Origin of the sequence: Rahnella sp. PAMC25559 (assembly GCF_050632365.1) — a bacterium.
Taxonomy (GTDB): Bacteria; Pseudomonadota; Gammaproteobacteria; order Enterobacterales; family Enterobacteriaceae; genus Rahnella; species Rahnella rivi.
In genome coordinates, this window is record NZ_CP192543.1 from 4,012,028 (window position 1) to 4,029,513 (window position 17,486).

Below are 17,486 nucleotides of genomic sequence, written 5' to 3' on the forward strand. Positions count from 1 at the left end.
AATGACAAGGGCCGCAATGTGCGGCCCTTTTTGCTTATGCGCCCAGCGTTTCCAGCCATTGCCTGACGCTGGCACGGGATATTTTTATCCCGCCCTGCGCGAGGGCTGCGGGGAGTGCATGATACGCCACCGGCAGCTGAAAACGGGGCACCTGACGGCTCAGCCACAGATTGAGTTCGTCATACGGCAAACTGTCCTGTGCATCGAGGATCGCCACCGGACGATGACCAAATTGTGCATCTTCAACCGGCACCACAAACGCCTGGGACACCTGCGGGTGACTGACCAGCACTTTCTCGATATCTTCCGGCTGGATCCCTTCCCCGCCGCTGAAAAACAAATTATCCAGCCGTCCGGCGATGTACAGCTCATCTCCGTTCCACATGCCGCGGTCACGGGTATGAAACCAGCCGTCACTGCCGGTCAGCGGAGTTAACTGACCGTTTCTCCAGTAACCGCTGGCCAGACTGTCAGCGCGGATCAGCACTTCCTCGCCGGCAATGCTGACCTCTTTTCCGGCCAGTACCTGTCCGACGCCCGCTGAGCCTTCTGCGCGTTTGGCCGTCACGGTGGATGCGGTTTCCGTCATGCCATATCCGCACCAGCAACGAATGCCCAGACGTTCAGCCTGTTCGGTTAATTCCGGCGGAATTTGCGCGCCGCCAAGCAGGACATGTTGCAGTTTTGCGGGCACTGAAGGCTGTCTGAGTAAGCGCCAGAGCTGAGTCGGCACCAGCGAGGCGTGGCTGCATTCTGCCAGCGCAGCTTCCAGCGGTTGCCCTTCGGCCAGCACCAGCGTGGCCCCCGCCGTCAGCCAGCGCCAGATAATGCCTTGCCCGGAAACGTGAAACAGCGGCAGTGAAAGCAGCCAGCTGTCATTACGGGTGAAAGGGATCAGGTTCAGTACGCCCGCCGCACTGGCAAGATGCGCGGCTGCGGTGTGCGCGGCGGCCTTCGGCAAGCCGCTGGAACCGGATGTCAGCGTCAGTGTGGCGAGACGTTGTGGCTGCCACTGCGCAGCCTGGCCGCAATACGCGTTTTGCAGGGTGAGCGAAGCCATAGTCAGCGGCAACGGCGATTGCGCCAGATCCAGCACAAATCCGATATCGAGCTGCGGCAGTAATGCTTCGCATAATGCCTGTGGCAGTTGCGGATTAAGCGGCAGCAGACGCGCGCCGGTTTGCAGCAACGCCAGATAACTGAGTACCGCATCCAGCGTATTTTTACTGCGCAGCACCACGCCGGTGCCCTCGCCGACGCCCTGCTGAATAAATCCGGCAGCCAGCGTATCCACGCGGTGCTGCAAATCACGCCAGCACCAGGTGATATCACCGGCTTTCAGTGCCACGGCAAAAGGCGACAGGTTTGCCCTTTCATGCCACGGCCAGTCTTTGATCATTTGCTCTGCCACACACTCTCCAGATCAGACACATCGGTCAGCGGTAATTCAGAGCCCGGCCAGCGGCGAACCAGTTGCGCCTGCATGAGATCCAGCGTATCCAGCCCCGGAATGGCGTCCGGCGTCAGCCACTGGGCGATACGCGCCAGTTGCGTCAGACCAAGACTTGATTCGATAGAGGAACTGATCACCGCCTCAAGCCCGACGGCATGCGCCTGAGCGATCAGCTGTCGGCAGCGCATCAGGCTGCCGGTGAGCGTGGGTTTGATGATGATCGCGGCCAGCCCCGGCTCTGCCTGCACGGTAAAACCGGCTTCGCGCACGCTTTCATCCCAGGCAATGGCAATGCCGGTCGCCTGAGCAAATGCGCGGGATTGCTCTCTGGTCTGGCAAGGTTCTTCAATAAAAGTAATGCGTGACCGCAGTTCAGGTGCGACGTGACGGGCGAACCCTTCGGATTTGGCCTGCGTCCAGCTGCGGTTAGCATCGAGACGCAAATGCAGATCCGGCAGGGCTTCCAGCAGCATACTGACGTTCAGCCCGTCGCCGACCGACTCGTATAAACCGACTTTTACCTTCGCCACTTTCCGGCCATGAGCGTCACCGGGCAGCGCGCCGAGACGCGCATACAATTCATTCGGATCGCCGTGGCACAGTGGCGCACAGCGCGTACTCAGCACGGGCGGTAATTCGCCGCGAAGTTCGGCATCGGCGCAGCTCAGGCCGAAGGCAACAGAAGGCAAGGCGCTGAACGCCGAGGCAACCGCTGCCAGTGATGCACCCTGCATCCACTGACTCAGACCGTGCTGCACCGCCTCCTGCGCCTGCGACAAATCTTCCGCACTGAATCCCGGCAGCGGTGCGATTTCACCCCAGCCGGTTTTTTCGTCCTGCCACAATGACACCAGCAGCCCGTCGCGGGTTTTCAGTCGCTGATTGCGTAACACCACGCCCGCGTCCATAGGCAGGCTGTACCGGTACACCGTGGCGCGGCGCATTATGGATTCCGCTTAAATTTGCTGAAGTCCGGCTGGCGTTTTTCTACAAACGCGTTGCGACCTTCCTGACCTTCATCGGTCATGTAGAACAGCATGGTGGCGTTCCCCGCCAGTTCCTGCAAACCGGCCTGACCGTCGCAGTCGGCGTTGAGTGCGGCTTTCAGACAACGCAGTGCCATCGGGCTGTTTTCCAGCATTTCACGACACCAGCGCACGGTTTCTTTTTCCAGATCCGCCAGCGGCACAACGGTGTTAACCAGCCCCATGTCCAGCGCCGCAGCCGCATCGTACTGACGGCACAGGAACCAGATTTCACGGGCTTTTTTCTGACCGACAATACGCGCCATGTAGGACGCGCCCCAGCCCCCGTCAAACGAACCGACTTTCGGGCCGGTCTGGCCGAAGATGGCGTTATCCGCCGCAATGGTCAGATCGCACATCATATGCAGTACGTGACCACCGCCGATGGAATAGCCGGCCACCATCGCCACCACAGGTTTCGGACAGGTACGGATCTGGCGCTGGAAATCCAGCACGTTCAGATGATGTACGCCGCTGGCATCCTGATAGCCGCCGTAGTCACCACGCACTTTCTGATCGCCGCCTGCGCAGAACGCTTTATCCCCTTCGCCGGTCAGCACGATCACGCCGATGCCTTCGTCATAACGGGCATCATCCAGCGCGCGGATCATTTCTTTCACGGTCAGCGGGCGGAAAGCATTACGCACCTGAGGACGGTTTATGGTGATTTTGGCGATACCGTCGGTGGATTTGTGATAGCGGATATCTTCAAAATCACCGGTGCAATCACGCCATTCAACCGGCGCGTACAATTCTTTTTCATCAGGATAAATCATGCTCAACGTCCTTTAAGACAGGTGAAGTAATGAATGCCAGCGCCTGACGGGCAAATTCCGCCGGATTGTCACGATGGGCGTTATGCCCGGCATTGGCAACTGTGCGCAGTTCGAAACCCGACTGCTGCGCGAGAGTAATAAATTTGGCGTCCGCGCTGCCGCACAACCACACCAGCGGCAGGGAAAGCTGATGCAGCTTCAAACGCAAATCGGGCTGCACCGCCAATGAGGTGGCGGCCAGCATGGCAGCGACGGCGTGAGGAGAGTTAGCGTCGCGCAGCAGGATCAGTTTCTGACGCTGCGCATCGGTCAGGCTGTCAAATACCGGCTGGCGATACCAGCCGGTGAGCGCCTGTTTCCAGGGCAACTGCACAAAACGCGTTGCCCATTGCTGATCGTGGTGACGGCGCTGCGCGCGCGCGGCCTGGCAGGTTAGCCCCGGGTGAGCGCCCTCAACCAGCACGCCTTGCAGCCCGCGGGCGTCGCCCTGACAGGCGTGATACAGGCTGATGCGCCCGCCGAGGGAATAGCCAATCAGCCAATAGCGGGTAATGCCCTGCCCGTGCAAGGTATCGGTTAACAGCTGGCTGACATCAGCAAATCCGGCGGCCGTTAACGACGCGGAACGCCCGTGCCCCGGCAAATCCACCAGCAGACAAGGCCAGCCGGAAAGCTCAGCGAACAAGGGCTGCCAGTCATCGGCACTGCCCAGCAGGCCGTGCAGGAAAACCAGCCATGGCCGCCCTTTCACGTCGGCATTCAGGCGCGTACAGGCCAGCGTCATGACTGACTGACCTCGCTGACCAGCGCGCGCAGAGCGTGCGCGCCATCGGTGTCATTGACCTTCAGCTCAACCAGTTTTACACCGCCATGTTGCCAGCATTGCGTGACCGCGTCGTACAGTTCAGGCATGGAGGTCGGGCTGGCGTAATCGAGTCCAAACATCGCGGCAGCGTGGCGGAAATCGACGTTTTGCGGCATGCAGTAAAAACGCTGGCGCTCCGCCTCTGGCGTAGGCAGCAGCGAGAAAATCTGCCCGCCGTTGTTGTTCACCACGATGATGACCGTCGGCGCAGAGCACTGACGCATCAACGCAAGCGCATTCAAATCGTAAAGTGCGGAGATGTCGCCGAGCAGCACCAGCGTCGGTTTGCAGGTGGCCCGCTGCACCCCTGCGGCAGTGGAGAGCAGGCCATCGATGCCGCTGGCACCGCGATTCGCGAAAACAGGGTATCCGCAAGGGAGTTGTGCAAAAGCATCGACCAGCCGGACGATCAGGCTGTTACCGAGAAACAGCTGTCCGTGCTCCGGCAACAAAGACGGTAATTGCCAGGCGGCGACCGCTTCGCCGAAGGTGCCTGCGAGGCGCAGCTCGACGGCATGACGCGCGCGCGCGGCGCATTCGTCAAGTTCAGGCGCCCAGTCCGGCTGATGTTGCGCCGGATGCAGGGCGAGCCACGTCTCAATACTGGCCTGAATACGCCGGCCACGGTGTTGCGCGGGATCTTGCCGGCCAGGCAAAGGATCGACCAGCCAGTACTCTTCCGGCTGACACGCCGCCTGCCATTGCAACAAGCGTTTGCCGGTCAGCCCGCCACCGAACTGCACCACCAGTTGTGCGCGTCCCAGCAGTTTTTCCGCCTGCGCAGATGCCAGCCACAAATCGGCGCACGGCAAAGGGTTGCCGGTCGCGGCCTGTACATCGCTGAGCAACGGCCAGCCGAGCTGGTCGGCCCATTGCGCCAGCAGTTCACTTTCACAGGCAGAAAGGCGACCGGCGATGATCACGCCGCGTTTTTGCCGCCACGAGAACCAGTCAGGCTGCGCCGGAGCATACTCAACCGGCGCAAAACTCAGCCACGGCTGATGGCCCTGCCACCAGTCGCCGAGCTGTTGCATCCACTCCTGATGTTCGCCGTTGTCCTCGCCGTACAGCGGTTCGGCAAACGGGCAGTTAATGTGAACTGCGCCATGAGTTTGCTGCGCCAGAGCGTTATCCAGCGCCGAAACCAGCCAGCGCGCGCTGATTTCCGGCGTCGGGCGCGGTAAATCCAGCGTCTGCACCGGGTGGCTGGCAAACATGCCGGTCTGGCGTATGGCCTGATTGGCTCCACAGTCGATAAGCTCCGGCGGGCGATCGGCCGTCAGCAGAATGATTTTTTCGCCGGTCAGCCCGGCCTCGATCAGCGCCGGATAGAGATTCGCCACCGCCGTACCCGAGGTGACGATCACCGCGACCGGCTTTCCGCTGGCCTTCGCCAGCCCGAGTGCCAGATGGCCGAGGCCACGTTCGTCAAAATGGGTGTGGCAGATCAGGTGCGGATGCGCGGCCGCCGCAAGTGTCAGCGGCGTGGAACGGGAGCCCGGCGCGATGCAGACGTGCTGCACCTGATGTCGGGTCACTGACTCAAGAATCAGCGTCGCCCAGCGGCGGTTAAAAACGGCAACAGACATGATCAGCTTACTCCGGCAAAGGATTATCCGGCCTGAACGGCAGGCGTGTAGTGTTCTTCCAGCAAAGTCCGCAATCCTGCGGCTTTGTTTTCGATCTCCTGCCACTCCTGTGCAGCATCTGAACCGGCGACAATACCTGCGCCAGCGTAGAGTTCCAGATGATGTCCTTTGACGGCTGCCGAGCGCAGCGCCACGGTAAATTCACTCTGTTCGGTGCTCAGATAACCGGCCGAACCGGCGTACCACTCCCGGTCAAAAGGTTCATGCCCGGCAATAAATTCCCGCGCAGCCTGGCGCGGTAATCCGGCGACGGCCGCGGTCGGTTGCAGACGTTGCAGACACCCCGCGTCATCAGCGCCGGTCAGTTCACCGTGAATGCTGCGACGTAAATGCTGCACTTTGCGCAGCCGCAGGATCTCCGCGGGCATCACATCCAGAGAGTGCGCCCCGCCCTGCAAACGCTGGCAGATATCATCGACCACCAGCAGATTTTCGCGCTGATTTTTGCCATCGTTGAGCAGCCATTCGCCAAGTTCGCGGGCTTTCTGAAGATCAGGATGATTGGCAACCGTTCCGGCCAGTGCCTCGGTGAATAGCTCGGTGTGATCGCGCAGGAACAGGCGTTCGGGGCTTGAGCCGAGAAATGCCTGCTGCGGCGTGAATGCCAGCATAAAGTGGTAACAGTGGTGATTCACCGCACGGCTGGCGGCGAGAAAGGCACAGGCATTGAGCGGCTGGCTGAGGGTTAAGGTGGTTTTGCGTGCCAGCACGACTTTGTCAAACTGCTGCTGCTCAATGCCTTTCAGCGCACGGTTAATGAGCTGGTTCCACTGTGGTTCGGCGGGCAGATGCTGATGCTGGACGACGCGGGACATAATGGGCGGTAAAGCATGGCTGGCGACCAGCGAACGCAGGAATAACCGCGTGCGACGCGCCTCTTCCCGCAGGGATACTGCGCTGAACAGCGTGCAGCGCAGCCAGTACGTCGTGCCGCTGCGGCAAAGTTCGATGCGAGGTAAAAACAGCGCATTGGCTGCGCGCCCGCCTGCGTCCGCGCCGTTGAAGGCATTCAGCCCCCAGATGTGCAGATCGGGAATATCACGGTGCTGACGGATAAAGGCCTGCGCCTGTTGCATATCGCCAAAAGCATACGCATCGCCGCACACGGCCGCTTCGTCATGACCGTCGCGCTGTTGCCAGTAGAATTTCGGGTAGCAGGGTTGCGCCGACAGCCATTCGAGCAGGCCGGTGTCAGGCTGTTTTTGCAGGGAATAACTGAACTGCCGGATACCCGCAGCGTCAGGCCATTCGCCTGCAAGCGTTGCATCAAGCTGGTCAATGATTGCTGATATCTGTTTCACCGCTACCTCGGGCCATACCGGATGTTTTGTGACGGGCAGAAATACCCTTCTGGATCAAAAAACGGGTTGGATCAATTACGGATGAATTATGAGGCGTTACGAAAAATGAAAATATGCGACAGATCAAGCTGTAGTGAGAGCTATAAGCTACGAAGGAGTATAGGAGGAGAAAAAAGGATTATCAAAGCGGCAGAACGCGCAAAAGCGGATGAAATGAGGGCAGCCTGATGGCTGCCCTGCGGATTACCGGAGACTTAGCGGCGCAGCAACAGGCCGACAACTAAACCTACTGCAGCACCGACACCCACACCGTGCCACGGATTTTCGCGCACATAGCTGTCGGTTTGCTCGGCAACATCACGTGCTTTGCGACAGTAGGAACGGGCTTTCGGATCAAGGCGGTTTTTAATGTCCTTCAGCGCGTATTCAGCGCGGGACTTGATTTCAACGTACTTTTCGTCAGCTTTATCACCGGAAGACTTCAGCACTTCTTCCAGCGTTTCAGTCAGCATGCGTAAATCGTCATCTAACGAATTCTGCTGTGATTCAAATTGGTCAGCCATGGATATCTCCTTATGATGTGATCATTCACTTGTCATTAACCGTAGCGCAGATCGGGATGAAATGCCTGTGAGATTTCACATAAACTTCCGTAAAAACGGGGTTTTAAGAACCTTCCGACCCTTTGGTCTGAGTAAACGCAGGCGTTTTTTTCGCGTCCAGTTGCTGTTTCTCACGCTGTTTTGCCAGCCATAATCCGCTGTTTTTCATCGCGTAACCGAAAACAAGTCCAACGAGCAAAGAGACGACCACCAGACGCCAGTTCCCCTGAGCGGCAAAGGTCGCGCAGGCGCCGATAAAGGTGCCGGGCACAAACGCCAGCCACTGCTGACGCGCCTGAATACACATCAGGAAGGCCACAACGCCGGTCAGCATATAACCCAGAATGCTCCACTCAGGTCGCATGGCGCTGCCCGCCATGATAACCACCGCCCAGAAGACGCCACTCATACAGGTCAGCGTGCTGATAACCAGCCCGCGCAGGCCGCCTTGCGGGCAAGCGAAGTACGCCGTACAGCCGAGGAAACCCGCCCAGCCGATGAGTCCCAGACTGATGGCTACCCAGCCCCAGACACCGGAGAGGATGCCGGTGGTGATCGCGATCATCACTAAAACATTCATGGTTTAAAACCTGCGCAATGTTGAACAAGCGCGCAGTTTACTCATTGATGGCAAGAATGGAATGGGCAAGATCACATTTCCAATGTAATTTTATGCTGAACGTACATATAAATGTGATTTGCATCACAAAATGAGCCACTTTTGCTGTTTACTCCTCCACTCCTGACCGCGTGATGGCGCATCCGGGATAGATGTGATGGGAATATTTCGCCTGATAAAAGTCATGAAGATAATTAATCATAATTTTTACTTTTCTCTTTTTATTGATGATGGTTTTGTTAGGCATTGTTATTTCACCCGCACGACGTCCTGTTTATATAATTCATCCGGCTTCATAAGAAAACACCCGTCAATTTTAATAAGCGGTATGTATAAAAGAATGCTGCTTATTACCTCTGAATTAATATACCGGAGTTGTAAAGATGACTATTATTACGCGAGAGAAAACACTTTATACCTTGCAGGATCCTACCTGGCTGAAAAAAGCCGGCATCGATAAAGGTATTAACCACGACCGCCAGCATATTGACCTGATCCTCGCCGCTGGCGACACGCTGACGGTTCAGCAAACGAACCCCAAGTTCACCGCCCCTCTGACGCTCTGGTTACTAAACACTGACTCGGAGACAGAAAAATCCTTCTCCGTCACCAGCAAAGCTACCGATATCTCGTTCACGACCACTTCCGTCCCCTTCATCACCACGCCCTATACGTCTTCGGCAGAATTACCGGTGGTAAAATTCAGTTTCTCTTCAACCGCCAAACCTCTGCCTGTCTATAATTTAAATGATAACGAACGCGCCTTCTTCCAATTATGGGACGGACACGATGCGGAGTTTGCTTTAATTCATTCTCAATATATTCAGATCCTGGTTCCCAAGAGTGATAAAGCAAAAATGAAAAACACCGGGACAGCGGATAATTTGAATGGGATAATTAATAATTATACCCAAATCTTTGAATTCTATAATTCACTTATGGGGATCAGCGTTGATGCAACCGTCGCCACGGATAAAAATATCCCTAACCGCTATTTTGCTAAAGCGGATCTGAACGGTCCCGGCGGGGCTTACTACGGCACAAACTGGACGGCGGAATCAAGTTCCAACATCGCAGGATATTGGCTCGCCGCCATGATCGATAACTGGGGAGCGTTACATGAAATCGGGCATGGTTATGAAGGCAAATTTGTCTCGGATCCCCAATTTTCTACCCACGAAGTCTGGAACAACATTTTTGCCGCCAGTTTCCAGAACCTGGTGTTAGGTGATCTGGTTTACAAGAAAGGCTGGTTATACAACTACGGTAAAGAGGCCGCCGTTCTCGCGACCATTCAAAAAAACCTCAAAGATAACAAATCTGTCGCAAGCTGGGATCTGCGCTCCAAACTGTTCTTCATGATGCAGTTGAAAGACCGCGGGGGTGACAACGCCTTCACTCATTTCTACAAAAATTACCGGGTCATCAGCAATCAAAGCGGCTTTGTGGCCTCTGACTACCTGGTGCTGGATTTACTGTCTGACAGTTACCTTCGAATTGGCGGAGTGGATGTCACCCCTTATATCTATCGCGCGGGTGCAACACTCTCGGATAAACAACGCGAAATCAATCTGTTTAACGACGGTGAACCGGCTTATCCCCTTTCAGAACTGGTCAGCAGCACTGACGCGGCTACCCTCAGAACCAGCCTGAACCTGCCTTCGGTATTGTCTCTGGTCACCGCGACAGAACTTGCGTCCACGTCATTAAAAGGCGATCTGACCATTGTGTTGAACATTGAGGATTCAACCCAAATCAGCGGAGAAAGCGCATTTCTGCTGAGCGAAGATGCCAGCCAGCCGTTGCTGTCCATTCCGATTTCCGATGACAAACTGACGCTGTCACAACTGCCGATAGGTGCCTACAAATTGCAGCTTCCTACTGGCAAAAGTAAGAAGTATTACGTCAATGGTCATTACGCCATCGTTAAAAATGGCAGCAATACCCAGACAGCAACTTATGAAACTAAGCTCGGTGCATTACTGGCAAACCAGTCTTTCAACTTCCTGGGGCTTTCGGATTCTTTGTTCTGCACCCTAAAAATCGATCATACCAGGCAAACCATCAGGGTGGATGTGAACAACACTTCCCCGCATTCTTACTTCGTTAATCAGGCCTATGCCAAAATTGAAATTTACGATCTGGCAGGCAACATTGTTTACAACCGCACCATCAATGGTGATAAGACGACCACATCGCACGATGTCATTGCGTTTGAACCGAACTATCGCATCAACATTTTCCACGCCGAAGTCACTAATCGTCTCAAGCTGAGCCCTTATATCGCGGGCGTGGTGAATACCAAATCGTCCAATAACAGTTTTATTGTCACGCCAGCCGGTCTGGTCAACGTCGCGGTAGAGAACGATCCCTTTGTGTCTCTGGCTGCCAGTATCAGTAAGCAGGCTGAGATCATCAGAGCAACTCCTGCCATGCTGGCGGCGAAATTTGCCTCCGCGAAAGACGACATTTACATGGCGATTGCGCTGTTCCCAAGCCCGCAAAAAGAGCAATTGCTGGAAGACTACAAAGACGTTATTCCTTCAAATGACAGCGTTGTTCCCGAACCCGTGATTCAACCGAATGGATTCACGCTCAATCTTCAGGGAAATGCGGAGGGTTCTGAGTTTACTTATGAAGCGACGGTGACGGCTAACGGCTGTGAAGCGGGGGCCAGCAAAACGCTGATTGCCGCCGATGGGAAAAACCCTTCATTGCAGGTGACCGTCTCTGATGAAAACGGCAAAGCACTGTTTAAATATGTTCATCAAAATCCGTAATCCCTTAGTCGTGCAATAAAAAAAGCCGCTCAGATGAGCGGCTTTGTTGTTCATAACAGTGTCGGTCAGAGCATGGGTTGCGCCATCTGAACCAGCGTAATCAGCGGTTGCGGATAGATACCCAGCAACAGCACCAGAATCGCGGAAATCAGCACAACCACACCACCCGCCGTCAGCGCCCAGTTGTTCGGGGTATCACGCACCAGTGTTTCCGGTGCACTCAGATACAGGCTGACAGTAACGCGCAGATAGTAGTAAAGGCCAATCGCAGACCCCACCACCACGGCTCCGGTCAGCCACCACAGATGCGCGGTCACACCGGTCGCAATCACGTAGAACTTACCGATAAAGCCCAGCGTCATCGGGATACCGGCCAGTGACAGCATCATCACCGTCATTACCGCAGACAGAATCGGCTTATGCCAGAACAAACCACGGTAGGAGAACAGTGATTCTGCATCCGGCCCTTTGTACGGGCTGGACATCAGGCTGACCACACCGAACGCGCCGAGGCTGCTGAACAGGTAACCGGCCAGATAAACACCGACAGTTTCCATCGACAGCTGATGCGTTTGTACTGCAATCAGCGCCACCAGCAGATAACCGAGGTGGGCGATGGAGGAGTAACCGAGCAGACGTTTAATGTTGCTCTGGCTGATGGCCATCACGTTACCGACCAGAATCGAGCAGAAGGCAATAATGCCCAGCACGATGCGGATCGCTTCGCTGTCAGCCACCGGCGCGTAGAGGAACAAACGCATCACGACCGCAAAGATAGCGATCTTGCTGGCGGTTGCCAGGAAGGTCGATACCGGTGCTGGCGCGCCCTGATACACATCCGGCGTCCACAGGTGGAAAGGCACCAGCGACAGCTTGAAGCCCAGGCCGACAATCATCATACCCAGACCAGCCAGCAACAGCGGCTGGTGCAGCATCACGCCGTCGCCCAGATTTTTGCCCAGTGACGCGAAGGACAAATCGCCAGACTGTGCGTACAGCAGCGCCATACCAAACAGCAGGAACGAGGACGCAGCCGCGGAGAGCAGCATGTATTTGATGGCCGCTTCGAGAGAGCGTTTCTGACGATAGGCGTAACCAATCAGGCCGAACAATGGCAGCGAAATCAGTTCGATTCCGAGGAACATTGACGCCAGGTGGTTAGAGCATGCCAGCAGAATGCCTCCCATTGCCGCGATGAGGACTAAGAGATAGAACTCTTCGCGGTTGTCCGGATAACCGGCCAGCCATGGGTAAGCAAAGGTGCTGGTTGCCAGACTCGCCAGCAACACCAGCCCGATGTAGAACATCGAGTAGCCGTCAACGCGCAGCAGCGGCGTAACGTCCTGTGGCCCGACCTGCGCGACATAGTAGAGGGAAAGTAAGGCAACGTTCAGCCCGATGACTGTCAGTGTGGCATTGAGAAAATGGTCGCGTCGCCACGCAATGGACAGCATCACCACCACCACCGTCAATCCGACGATCATCAGCGGTAATAGTGCGATCAGATTTTGAAGTGTAAATGTCATGGCGAGTTACGGCCTTGTCGTTGAAATAGTGGAAACTGATGACCCATACCAGTGCTGAATGTTGGTCATCGCTGCACTTGAGGTATCCAGAATGGGCTGCGGGAAGAAGCCCAGCGCCACCAGCAATACCACCAGTAACAGAATGATCGACAGTTCGCGTGCGGTCATGCCCGGCAACGGCTGGTCAGACTTTCCTTTACCGTAGTAAGCGCGCTGCATCATCGCCAGAGAATACACTGAGGCAAACACCAGACCGAAGGTCGAGATGACAGTAATCACCGGCACAACCGGGAAGCTGCCAAACAGGATCATGATTTCGCCCACGAAGTTACCGGTCCCCGGCATCCCTAGGGTCGCCACTGCAAAGAACAGTGACAACGCTGGCAGGTATTTAATTCGGCCCCACAATCCGCCCATCTGGCGCATATCACGGGTATGCAGACGTTCGTAAAGCTGACCACAGATGATGAACATACCGGCTGCGGACAGACCGTGTGCAATCATCTGAATCACTGCGCCCTGGTACGCCAGCTGGCTGCCGGTGTAGATAGCGATCAGTACGAAGCCCATGTGCGAAACAGAGGTATACGCAATCAGACGCTTAATATCGGTCTGCGCGAATGCCATCCATGCGCCGTAAAAGATACCAATCACGCCCAGCCACATGGCGATAGGGGCAAACTCGTGTGATGCATTCGGGAACAATGGCAGACAGAAACGCAACATCCCGTAGGCAGCGGTTTTCAGCAAGATACCGGCTAAGTCAACGGAACCTGCGGTCGGCGCCTGACTGTGCGCATCCGGCAACCAGCCATGCAACGGCACTACTGGCATTTTCACCGCGAACGCGATAAAGAAGCCGAGCATCAGCAGATATTCAACACCGTTCGACATTGGTGTTTTCAGCAAGTCTGCGTAGTTGAATGTCCACACGCCGGTGGCGTTGTAATGCACAAACACCAGACCGAGGATAGCAATCAACATCACCAGACCGCTGGACTGCGTGTAGATGAAGAACTTGGTTGCTGCGCTGATACGCGTTTTACCGTCTGACGCTTTGTGACCCCACAGAGCAATCAGGAAGTACATCGGCACCAACATCATTTCCCAGAAGAAGAAGAACAGGAACAAGTCGATGGCGAGGAACACGCCGATTACGCCGCCGAGGATCCACAACAGGTTCAGGTGGAAGAAACCCTGATACTTCTGGATTTCACGCCACGAACAGAGGATCGCCAGTACGCCGAGCAAACCGGTCAGCACGACCATCAGCAAGGACAAACCGTCCAGCGCCAGATGGAAGCTGATACCAAAACGAGGGATCCACGGCACCGAGAACTCGGATTGCCACTGTGGAATACCCGCAGGTGATGTTAATGAATATCCTCCCTGCAACCACAATTGCACGGAAAGAGCCAGCGTCAGCCCCATCGCAATCAACGCGATCCAGCGCGGTACTTTGCTCCCAAAGCGCTCAGTCTGCCAGCACAGCAGCCCGCCGATAAAGGGGATAAATATTAGCCAAGGTAATAGCATGGCGTGTCGTTCCCTTCTTTTATGCCCGTAGGCTATTTCACTTGCCGGCCGTCACACAGACAAACCGGCATTGATAATCACACCCGTAAGACAGGCTTAAATCACCAGCAGCAGCGCAAGAACAACCACTGCACCCAGCCCCATTGACGCGACGTACCAGCGGACCATACCGTTCTCGCTCAGCGTCAGACCGCGATTTCCCAGACGGGTAAAGATCGCAGGCAGATTCATCATCGAGTTCAGCGGGTCACGCTGCAGGAGTTTCGCGATAGCCAGATACGGTTTCACGAAAATCATGTTGTACAGCCAGTCGAAGCCCCAGGCGTGGAACCACCAGGTCGTGAAGAAACGACCCGGTGCGCTTTTCGCGATGCTGTTTACCAGCGAGCGTTTACCCAGATACAGGGCCGCCGCCAGCAGAATACCGGCAATCGCAATCACGCCTGACGTGATTTCCAGGGTCAGCACGCTGCCATGCGCCAGCTCAGTGGTTTCCGGCAGAACGCCTTTCAGAGGCGGAACAATCATCGCGCCAATGAAGGTGGACAGAACCAGTAACACCAGCAGCGGCAGGTGATGAGTGATGCCTTTACCCGCATGGGCTTTAATTTTTTCTTCGCCATGGAAGACGATGAAGATCATGCGGAAGGTGTACAGCGAGGTCATAAACGCACCCACCAGACCCGCGACCATCAGATTGAGATGACCGTTAGCCAGCGCACCGGCAAGGATTTCATCTTTACTGAAGAAGCCCGCGGTAATGATTGGCAAGGCTGACAACGCCGCGCCGCCGACCAGGAAGCAGACATACACCAGCGGAATGGATTTACGCAATCCACCCATTTTGAAGATGTTCTGCTCGTGGTGGCAGGCCAAAATGACCGAACCGGAAGAAAGGAACAGGAGTGCTTTGAAGAACGCATGCGTCATCAGGTGGAAGATTGCTGCATCCCACGCCTGTACGCCCAGCGCCAGGAACATGTAACCAATCTGGCTCATGGTCGAGTAAGCAAGAACGCGTTTGATGTCGGTTTGCACCAGTGCCGCAAAACCTGCCAGCACCAGCGTTACCGCACCAATAATGCCCACCAGATGCAGAACCTCAGGCGCCATCAGGAACAGGCCGTGGGTACGTGCAATCAGGTAAACACCGGCGGTAACCATCGTTGCGGCGTGGATAAGCGCGGAAACCGGTGTCGGACCGGCCATGGCGTCTGCCAGCCAGGTCTGAAGCGGAAGCTGTGCGGATTTACCCACTGCGCCACCCAGTAACATCAGGGTTGCCCAGGTGATTGCCGTGTCGCCTACCGCCAGTTTCTGCGGTGCCAGCACCATCAGTTCACGGATATTCAGCGTACCCAGCTCGCGGTACAAAATGAACAGCGCAAATGCCAGGAACACGTCGCCGACACGGGTCACAATGAACGCTTTCATCGCTGCCGCGCCGTTGGCCGGGTTAGTGTAGTAGAAACCGATCAACAGGTAGCTGCAAAGACCCACGCCTTCCCAGCCGAGGTACATCAGCAACAGGTTATCTGCCAGGACCAAAACGACCATGCTGGCGATAAACAGGTTGGTGTACGCGAAGAAGCGGGAGTAACCCTCTTCACCACGCATGTACCAGGACGCGAACATGTGGATGAAGAAGCCGACGCCGGTGACCACAGACAGCATGGTCATTGACAGGCCGTCGAGGATCAGCGTTGCGGAGATATTGAAATCGCCGACTTGCATCCAGTTCCACAGTGTCTGACTAAAGACGTCAACGCCTGCCGCTTTCTGGCTAAGGAAGTTGATGCCAACGTAGACAGTGGTCAGCGCTGCCAGACCAATCGACCCCACGCCAATGGTAGCCGACGTATTTTCAGACCAGCGACCGCGTGAGAAGGCCAGTAACAGGAAGCCAATCAGCGGGAACAGAATTGTTAAATATAATAAGTTCATCCGCGCATCTCACTGACAGTATCAATATTCAGAGTGTGGCGACGGCGATAGAGTTGCAGCAGCAACGCCAGACCAATACTGGCCTCCGCCGCAGCCAGGCTGATCGCCAGGATGTACATCACCTGTCCGTCTGCCTGACCCCAATAGCTTCCAGCCACAATGAACGCCAGCGCCGCTGCGTTGATCATCACTTCCAGACTGATCAGCATAAACAGCAGGTTACGACGGACAATCAGCCCGGTCAGCCCCAACACAAAGAGAATCGCGGCCAGGATCAGGCCATGTTGTAGAGGGATCATGCTCTCTCCTCCGTTTTTCGTTTCGCCATTTCCGTCGTGACCGGTGCGTCACCAAAGACTTCACCCGCTTTATGTTCACGACCGATGTGGAACGCCACGACCAGACCGGCCAGCAGCAGCATTGACGCCAGTTCCACGGCCAGAACGTAAGGACCAAACAGCGCGATACCGACGGCTTTCGCGTCAACCATCTCGCCTTTGATGCCGTGGTCGTGCAGACCAAGAATTGATGCGATCATCACGCCCAGCAGAACAACTGCCAGAATCGAAGGACCGATCCAGGTCGAAGGTTGCAACCATGCGCGTTCCTGCTCCTGGACGTTGCCAAGGTTCAGCATCATCACCACGAACACGAACAGCACCATGATGGCCCCGGCGTAAACAATGATCTCCAGCGCACCGGCGAAGTACGCGCCGAGCGAGAAGAACACCGCAGCAATCGCCAGCAGAGAGACGATCAGATACAGCAGTGCATGTACCGGGTTGGTATGCGTGATAACACGCAATGTCGCCAACACGGCCACCAGGGCTGCAATATAAAATGCAAATTCCATGCTTGCGGCTCCTTAGGGCAACAGACCTTTGACGTTGATCGGTTTGGCTTCGTTTTCCGCATCGCCTTTCGGCTTGCCGTCAACGGCCATACCGGACATCCGGTAGAAGTTATATTCCGGATATTTACCCGGTCCAGAGATCAACAAATCTTCTTTTTCGTACACCAGATCCTGGCGTTTGAATTCACCCATTTCGAAGTCCGGCGTCAGCTGGATAGCTGTTGTCGGGCACGCTTCTTCACACAGGCCGCAGAAAATGCAACGTGAGAAGTTGATGCGGAAGAACTCCGGGTACCAGCGACCGTCTTTATGCTCTGCTTTTTGCAGAGAAATACAGCCTACCGGACAGGCTACCGCACACAGGTTACAGGCAACGCAGCGCTCTTCACCGTCGGGATCGCGCGTCAGCACGATACGACCACGGTAACGCGGAGGTGGATTGACCGGCACTTCCGGGTACATCTGGGTTTCGCGCTTGGCGAAGGCATGCATGCCTATCATCCACAAGCTACGAACCTGGGTCCCGAACCCGACCACTATGTCTTTCAATGTCATGG

At 55.7% G+C, this 17,486-nt stretch carries 15 protein-coding genes; 1 reads left to right on the top strand and 14 read right to left on the bottom strand.

The features are described from left to right. Positions 1-34: 34 nt before the first annotated feature. From menE to ACQZQY_RS19495, 8 genes are all read right to left on the bottom strand, one after another. Positions 35-1,399 (bottom strand): o-succinylbenzoate--CoA ligase, encoded by a 1,365-nt coding sequence (gene menE / locus ACQZQY_RS19460; protein ID WP_431297218.1) that lies wholly within the window; start codon positions 1,397-1,399, stop codon positions 35-37. After that, entirely contained in the window at positions 1,396-2,397 is a 1,002-nt protein-coding gene (menC, locus tag ACQZQY_RS19465) for an o-succinylbenzoate synthase (RefSeq protein WP_431296242.1), read from the bottom strand. Before menC ends, menE begins: the two co-directional genes overlap by 4 nt. Further along, positions 2,397-3,254, bottom strand: coding sequence for a 1,4-dihydroxy-2-naphthoyl-CoA synthase (menB, locus tag ACQZQY_RS19470; RefSeq protein WP_056782282.1), 858 nt, complete (start codon positions 3,252-3,254; stop codon positions 2,397-2,399). Before menB ends, menC begins: the two co-directional genes overlap by 1 nt. Further along, a complete protein-coding gene (gene menH, locus ACQZQY_RS19475) occupies positions 3,241-4,038 on the bottom strand; it encodes a 2-succinyl-6-hydroxy-2,4-cyclohexadiene-1-carboxylate synthase (protein ID WP_431296243.1) in 798 nt (265 codons plus the stop codon). The genes menB and menH overlap by 14 nt, the downstream gene beginning before the upstream one ends. Further along, positions 4,035-5,708 (bottom strand): 2-succinyl-5-enolpyruvyl-6-hydroxy-3-cyclohexene-1-carboxylic-acid synthase, encoded by a 1,674-nt coding sequence (gene menD, locus ACQZQY_RS19480; RefSeq protein ID WP_431296244.1) that lies wholly within the window; start codon positions 5,706-5,708, stop codon positions 4,035-4,037. Before menD ends, menH begins: the two co-directional genes overlap by 4 nt. Positions 5,709-5,731: 23 nt before the next feature. Next, the gene (gene menF / locus ACQZQY_RS19485) at positions 5,732-7,069 is read right to left on the bottom strand and encodes an isochorismate synthase MenF (RefSeq protein ID WP_122097553.1); all 1,338 of its coding nucleotides are present in this window, start codon (positions 7,067-7,069) and stop codon (positions 5,732-5,734) included. A 254-nt stretch (positions 7,070-7,323) separates the two neighbouring features. Next, positions 7,324-7,632, bottom strand: coding sequence for a DUF883 family protein (locus ACQZQY_RS19490; RefSeq protein ID WP_056782270.1), 309 nt, complete (start codon positions 7,630-7,632; stop codon positions 7,324-7,326). Between the two features lie 103 nt (positions 7,633-7,735). Continuing rightward, on the bottom strand, positions 7,736-8,251 hold the full coding sequence (locus ACQZQY_RS19495) for a DUF1097 domain-containing protein (protein WP_414070701.1): 516 nt from the start codon (positions 8,249-8,251) through the stop codon (positions 7,736-7,738). Positions 8,252-8,673: 422 nt separating this feature from the next. Here ACQZQY_RS19495 and ACQZQY_RS19500 point away from each other — a divergent pair, with 422 nt between their 5' ends. Continuing rightward, positions 8,674-11,070 (top strand): putative mucin/carbohydrate-binding domain-containing protein, encoded by a 2,397-nt coding sequence (locus ACQZQY_RS19500; protein WP_431296245.1) that lies wholly within the window; start codon positions 8,674-8,676, stop codon positions 11,068-11,070. A gap of 65 nt (positions 11,071-11,135) precedes the next feature. Here the strand turns inward: ACQZQY_RS19500 and nuoN are convergent, their stop codons facing one another. From nuoN to nuoI, 6 genes are all read right to left on the bottom strand, one after another. Next, on the bottom strand, positions 11,136-12,596 hold the full coding sequence (gene nuoN, locus ACQZQY_RS19505; protein WP_056782262.1) for an NADH-quinone oxidoreductase subunit NuoN: 1,461 nt from the start codon (positions 12,594-12,596) through the stop codon (positions 11,136-11,138). A 6-nt stretch (positions 12,597-12,602) separates the two neighbouring features. Then, entirely contained in the window at positions 12,603-14,132 is a 1,530-nt protein-coding gene (gene nuoM / locus ACQZQY_RS19510) for an NADH-quinone oxidoreductase subunit M (protein ID WP_122097550.1), read from the bottom strand. 96 nt (positions 14,133-14,228) lie between these two features. After that, positions 14,229-16,076: an NADH-quinone oxidoreductase subunit L gene (nuoL, locus tag ACQZQY_RS19515; protein ID WP_122097549.1), complete on the bottom strand. Its 1,848-nt coding sequence runs from the start codon at positions 16,074-16,076 to the stop codon at positions 14,229-14,231. Then, positions 16,073-16,375, bottom strand: a complete 303-nt coding sequence (gene nuoK / locus ACQZQY_RS19520; protein WP_056782255.1) for an NADH-quinone oxidoreductase subunit NuoK — start codon at positions 16,373-16,375, stop codon at positions 16,073-16,075. The genes nuoL and nuoK overlap by 4 nt, the downstream gene beginning before the upstream one ends. After that, the gene (nuoJ, locus tag ACQZQY_RS19525) at positions 16,372-16,929 is read right to left on the bottom strand and encodes an NADH-quinone oxidoreductase subunit J (protein WP_056782253.1); all 558 of its coding nucleotides are present in this window, start codon (positions 16,927-16,929) and stop codon (positions 16,372-16,374) included. Before nuoJ ends, nuoK begins: the two co-directional genes overlap by 4 nt. 12 nt (positions 16,930-16,941) lie before the next feature. Next, positions 16,942-17,484 carry an NADH-quinone oxidoreductase subunit NuoI gene (gene nuoI / locus ACQZQY_RS19530; RefSeq protein ID WP_056782251.1) on the bottom strand — a complete coding sequence of 181 codons (543 nt, stop codon included), beginning with the start codon at positions 17,482-17,484 and terminating at the stop codon, positions 16,942-16,944. Positions 17,485-17,486 lie beyond the last annotated feature (2 nt).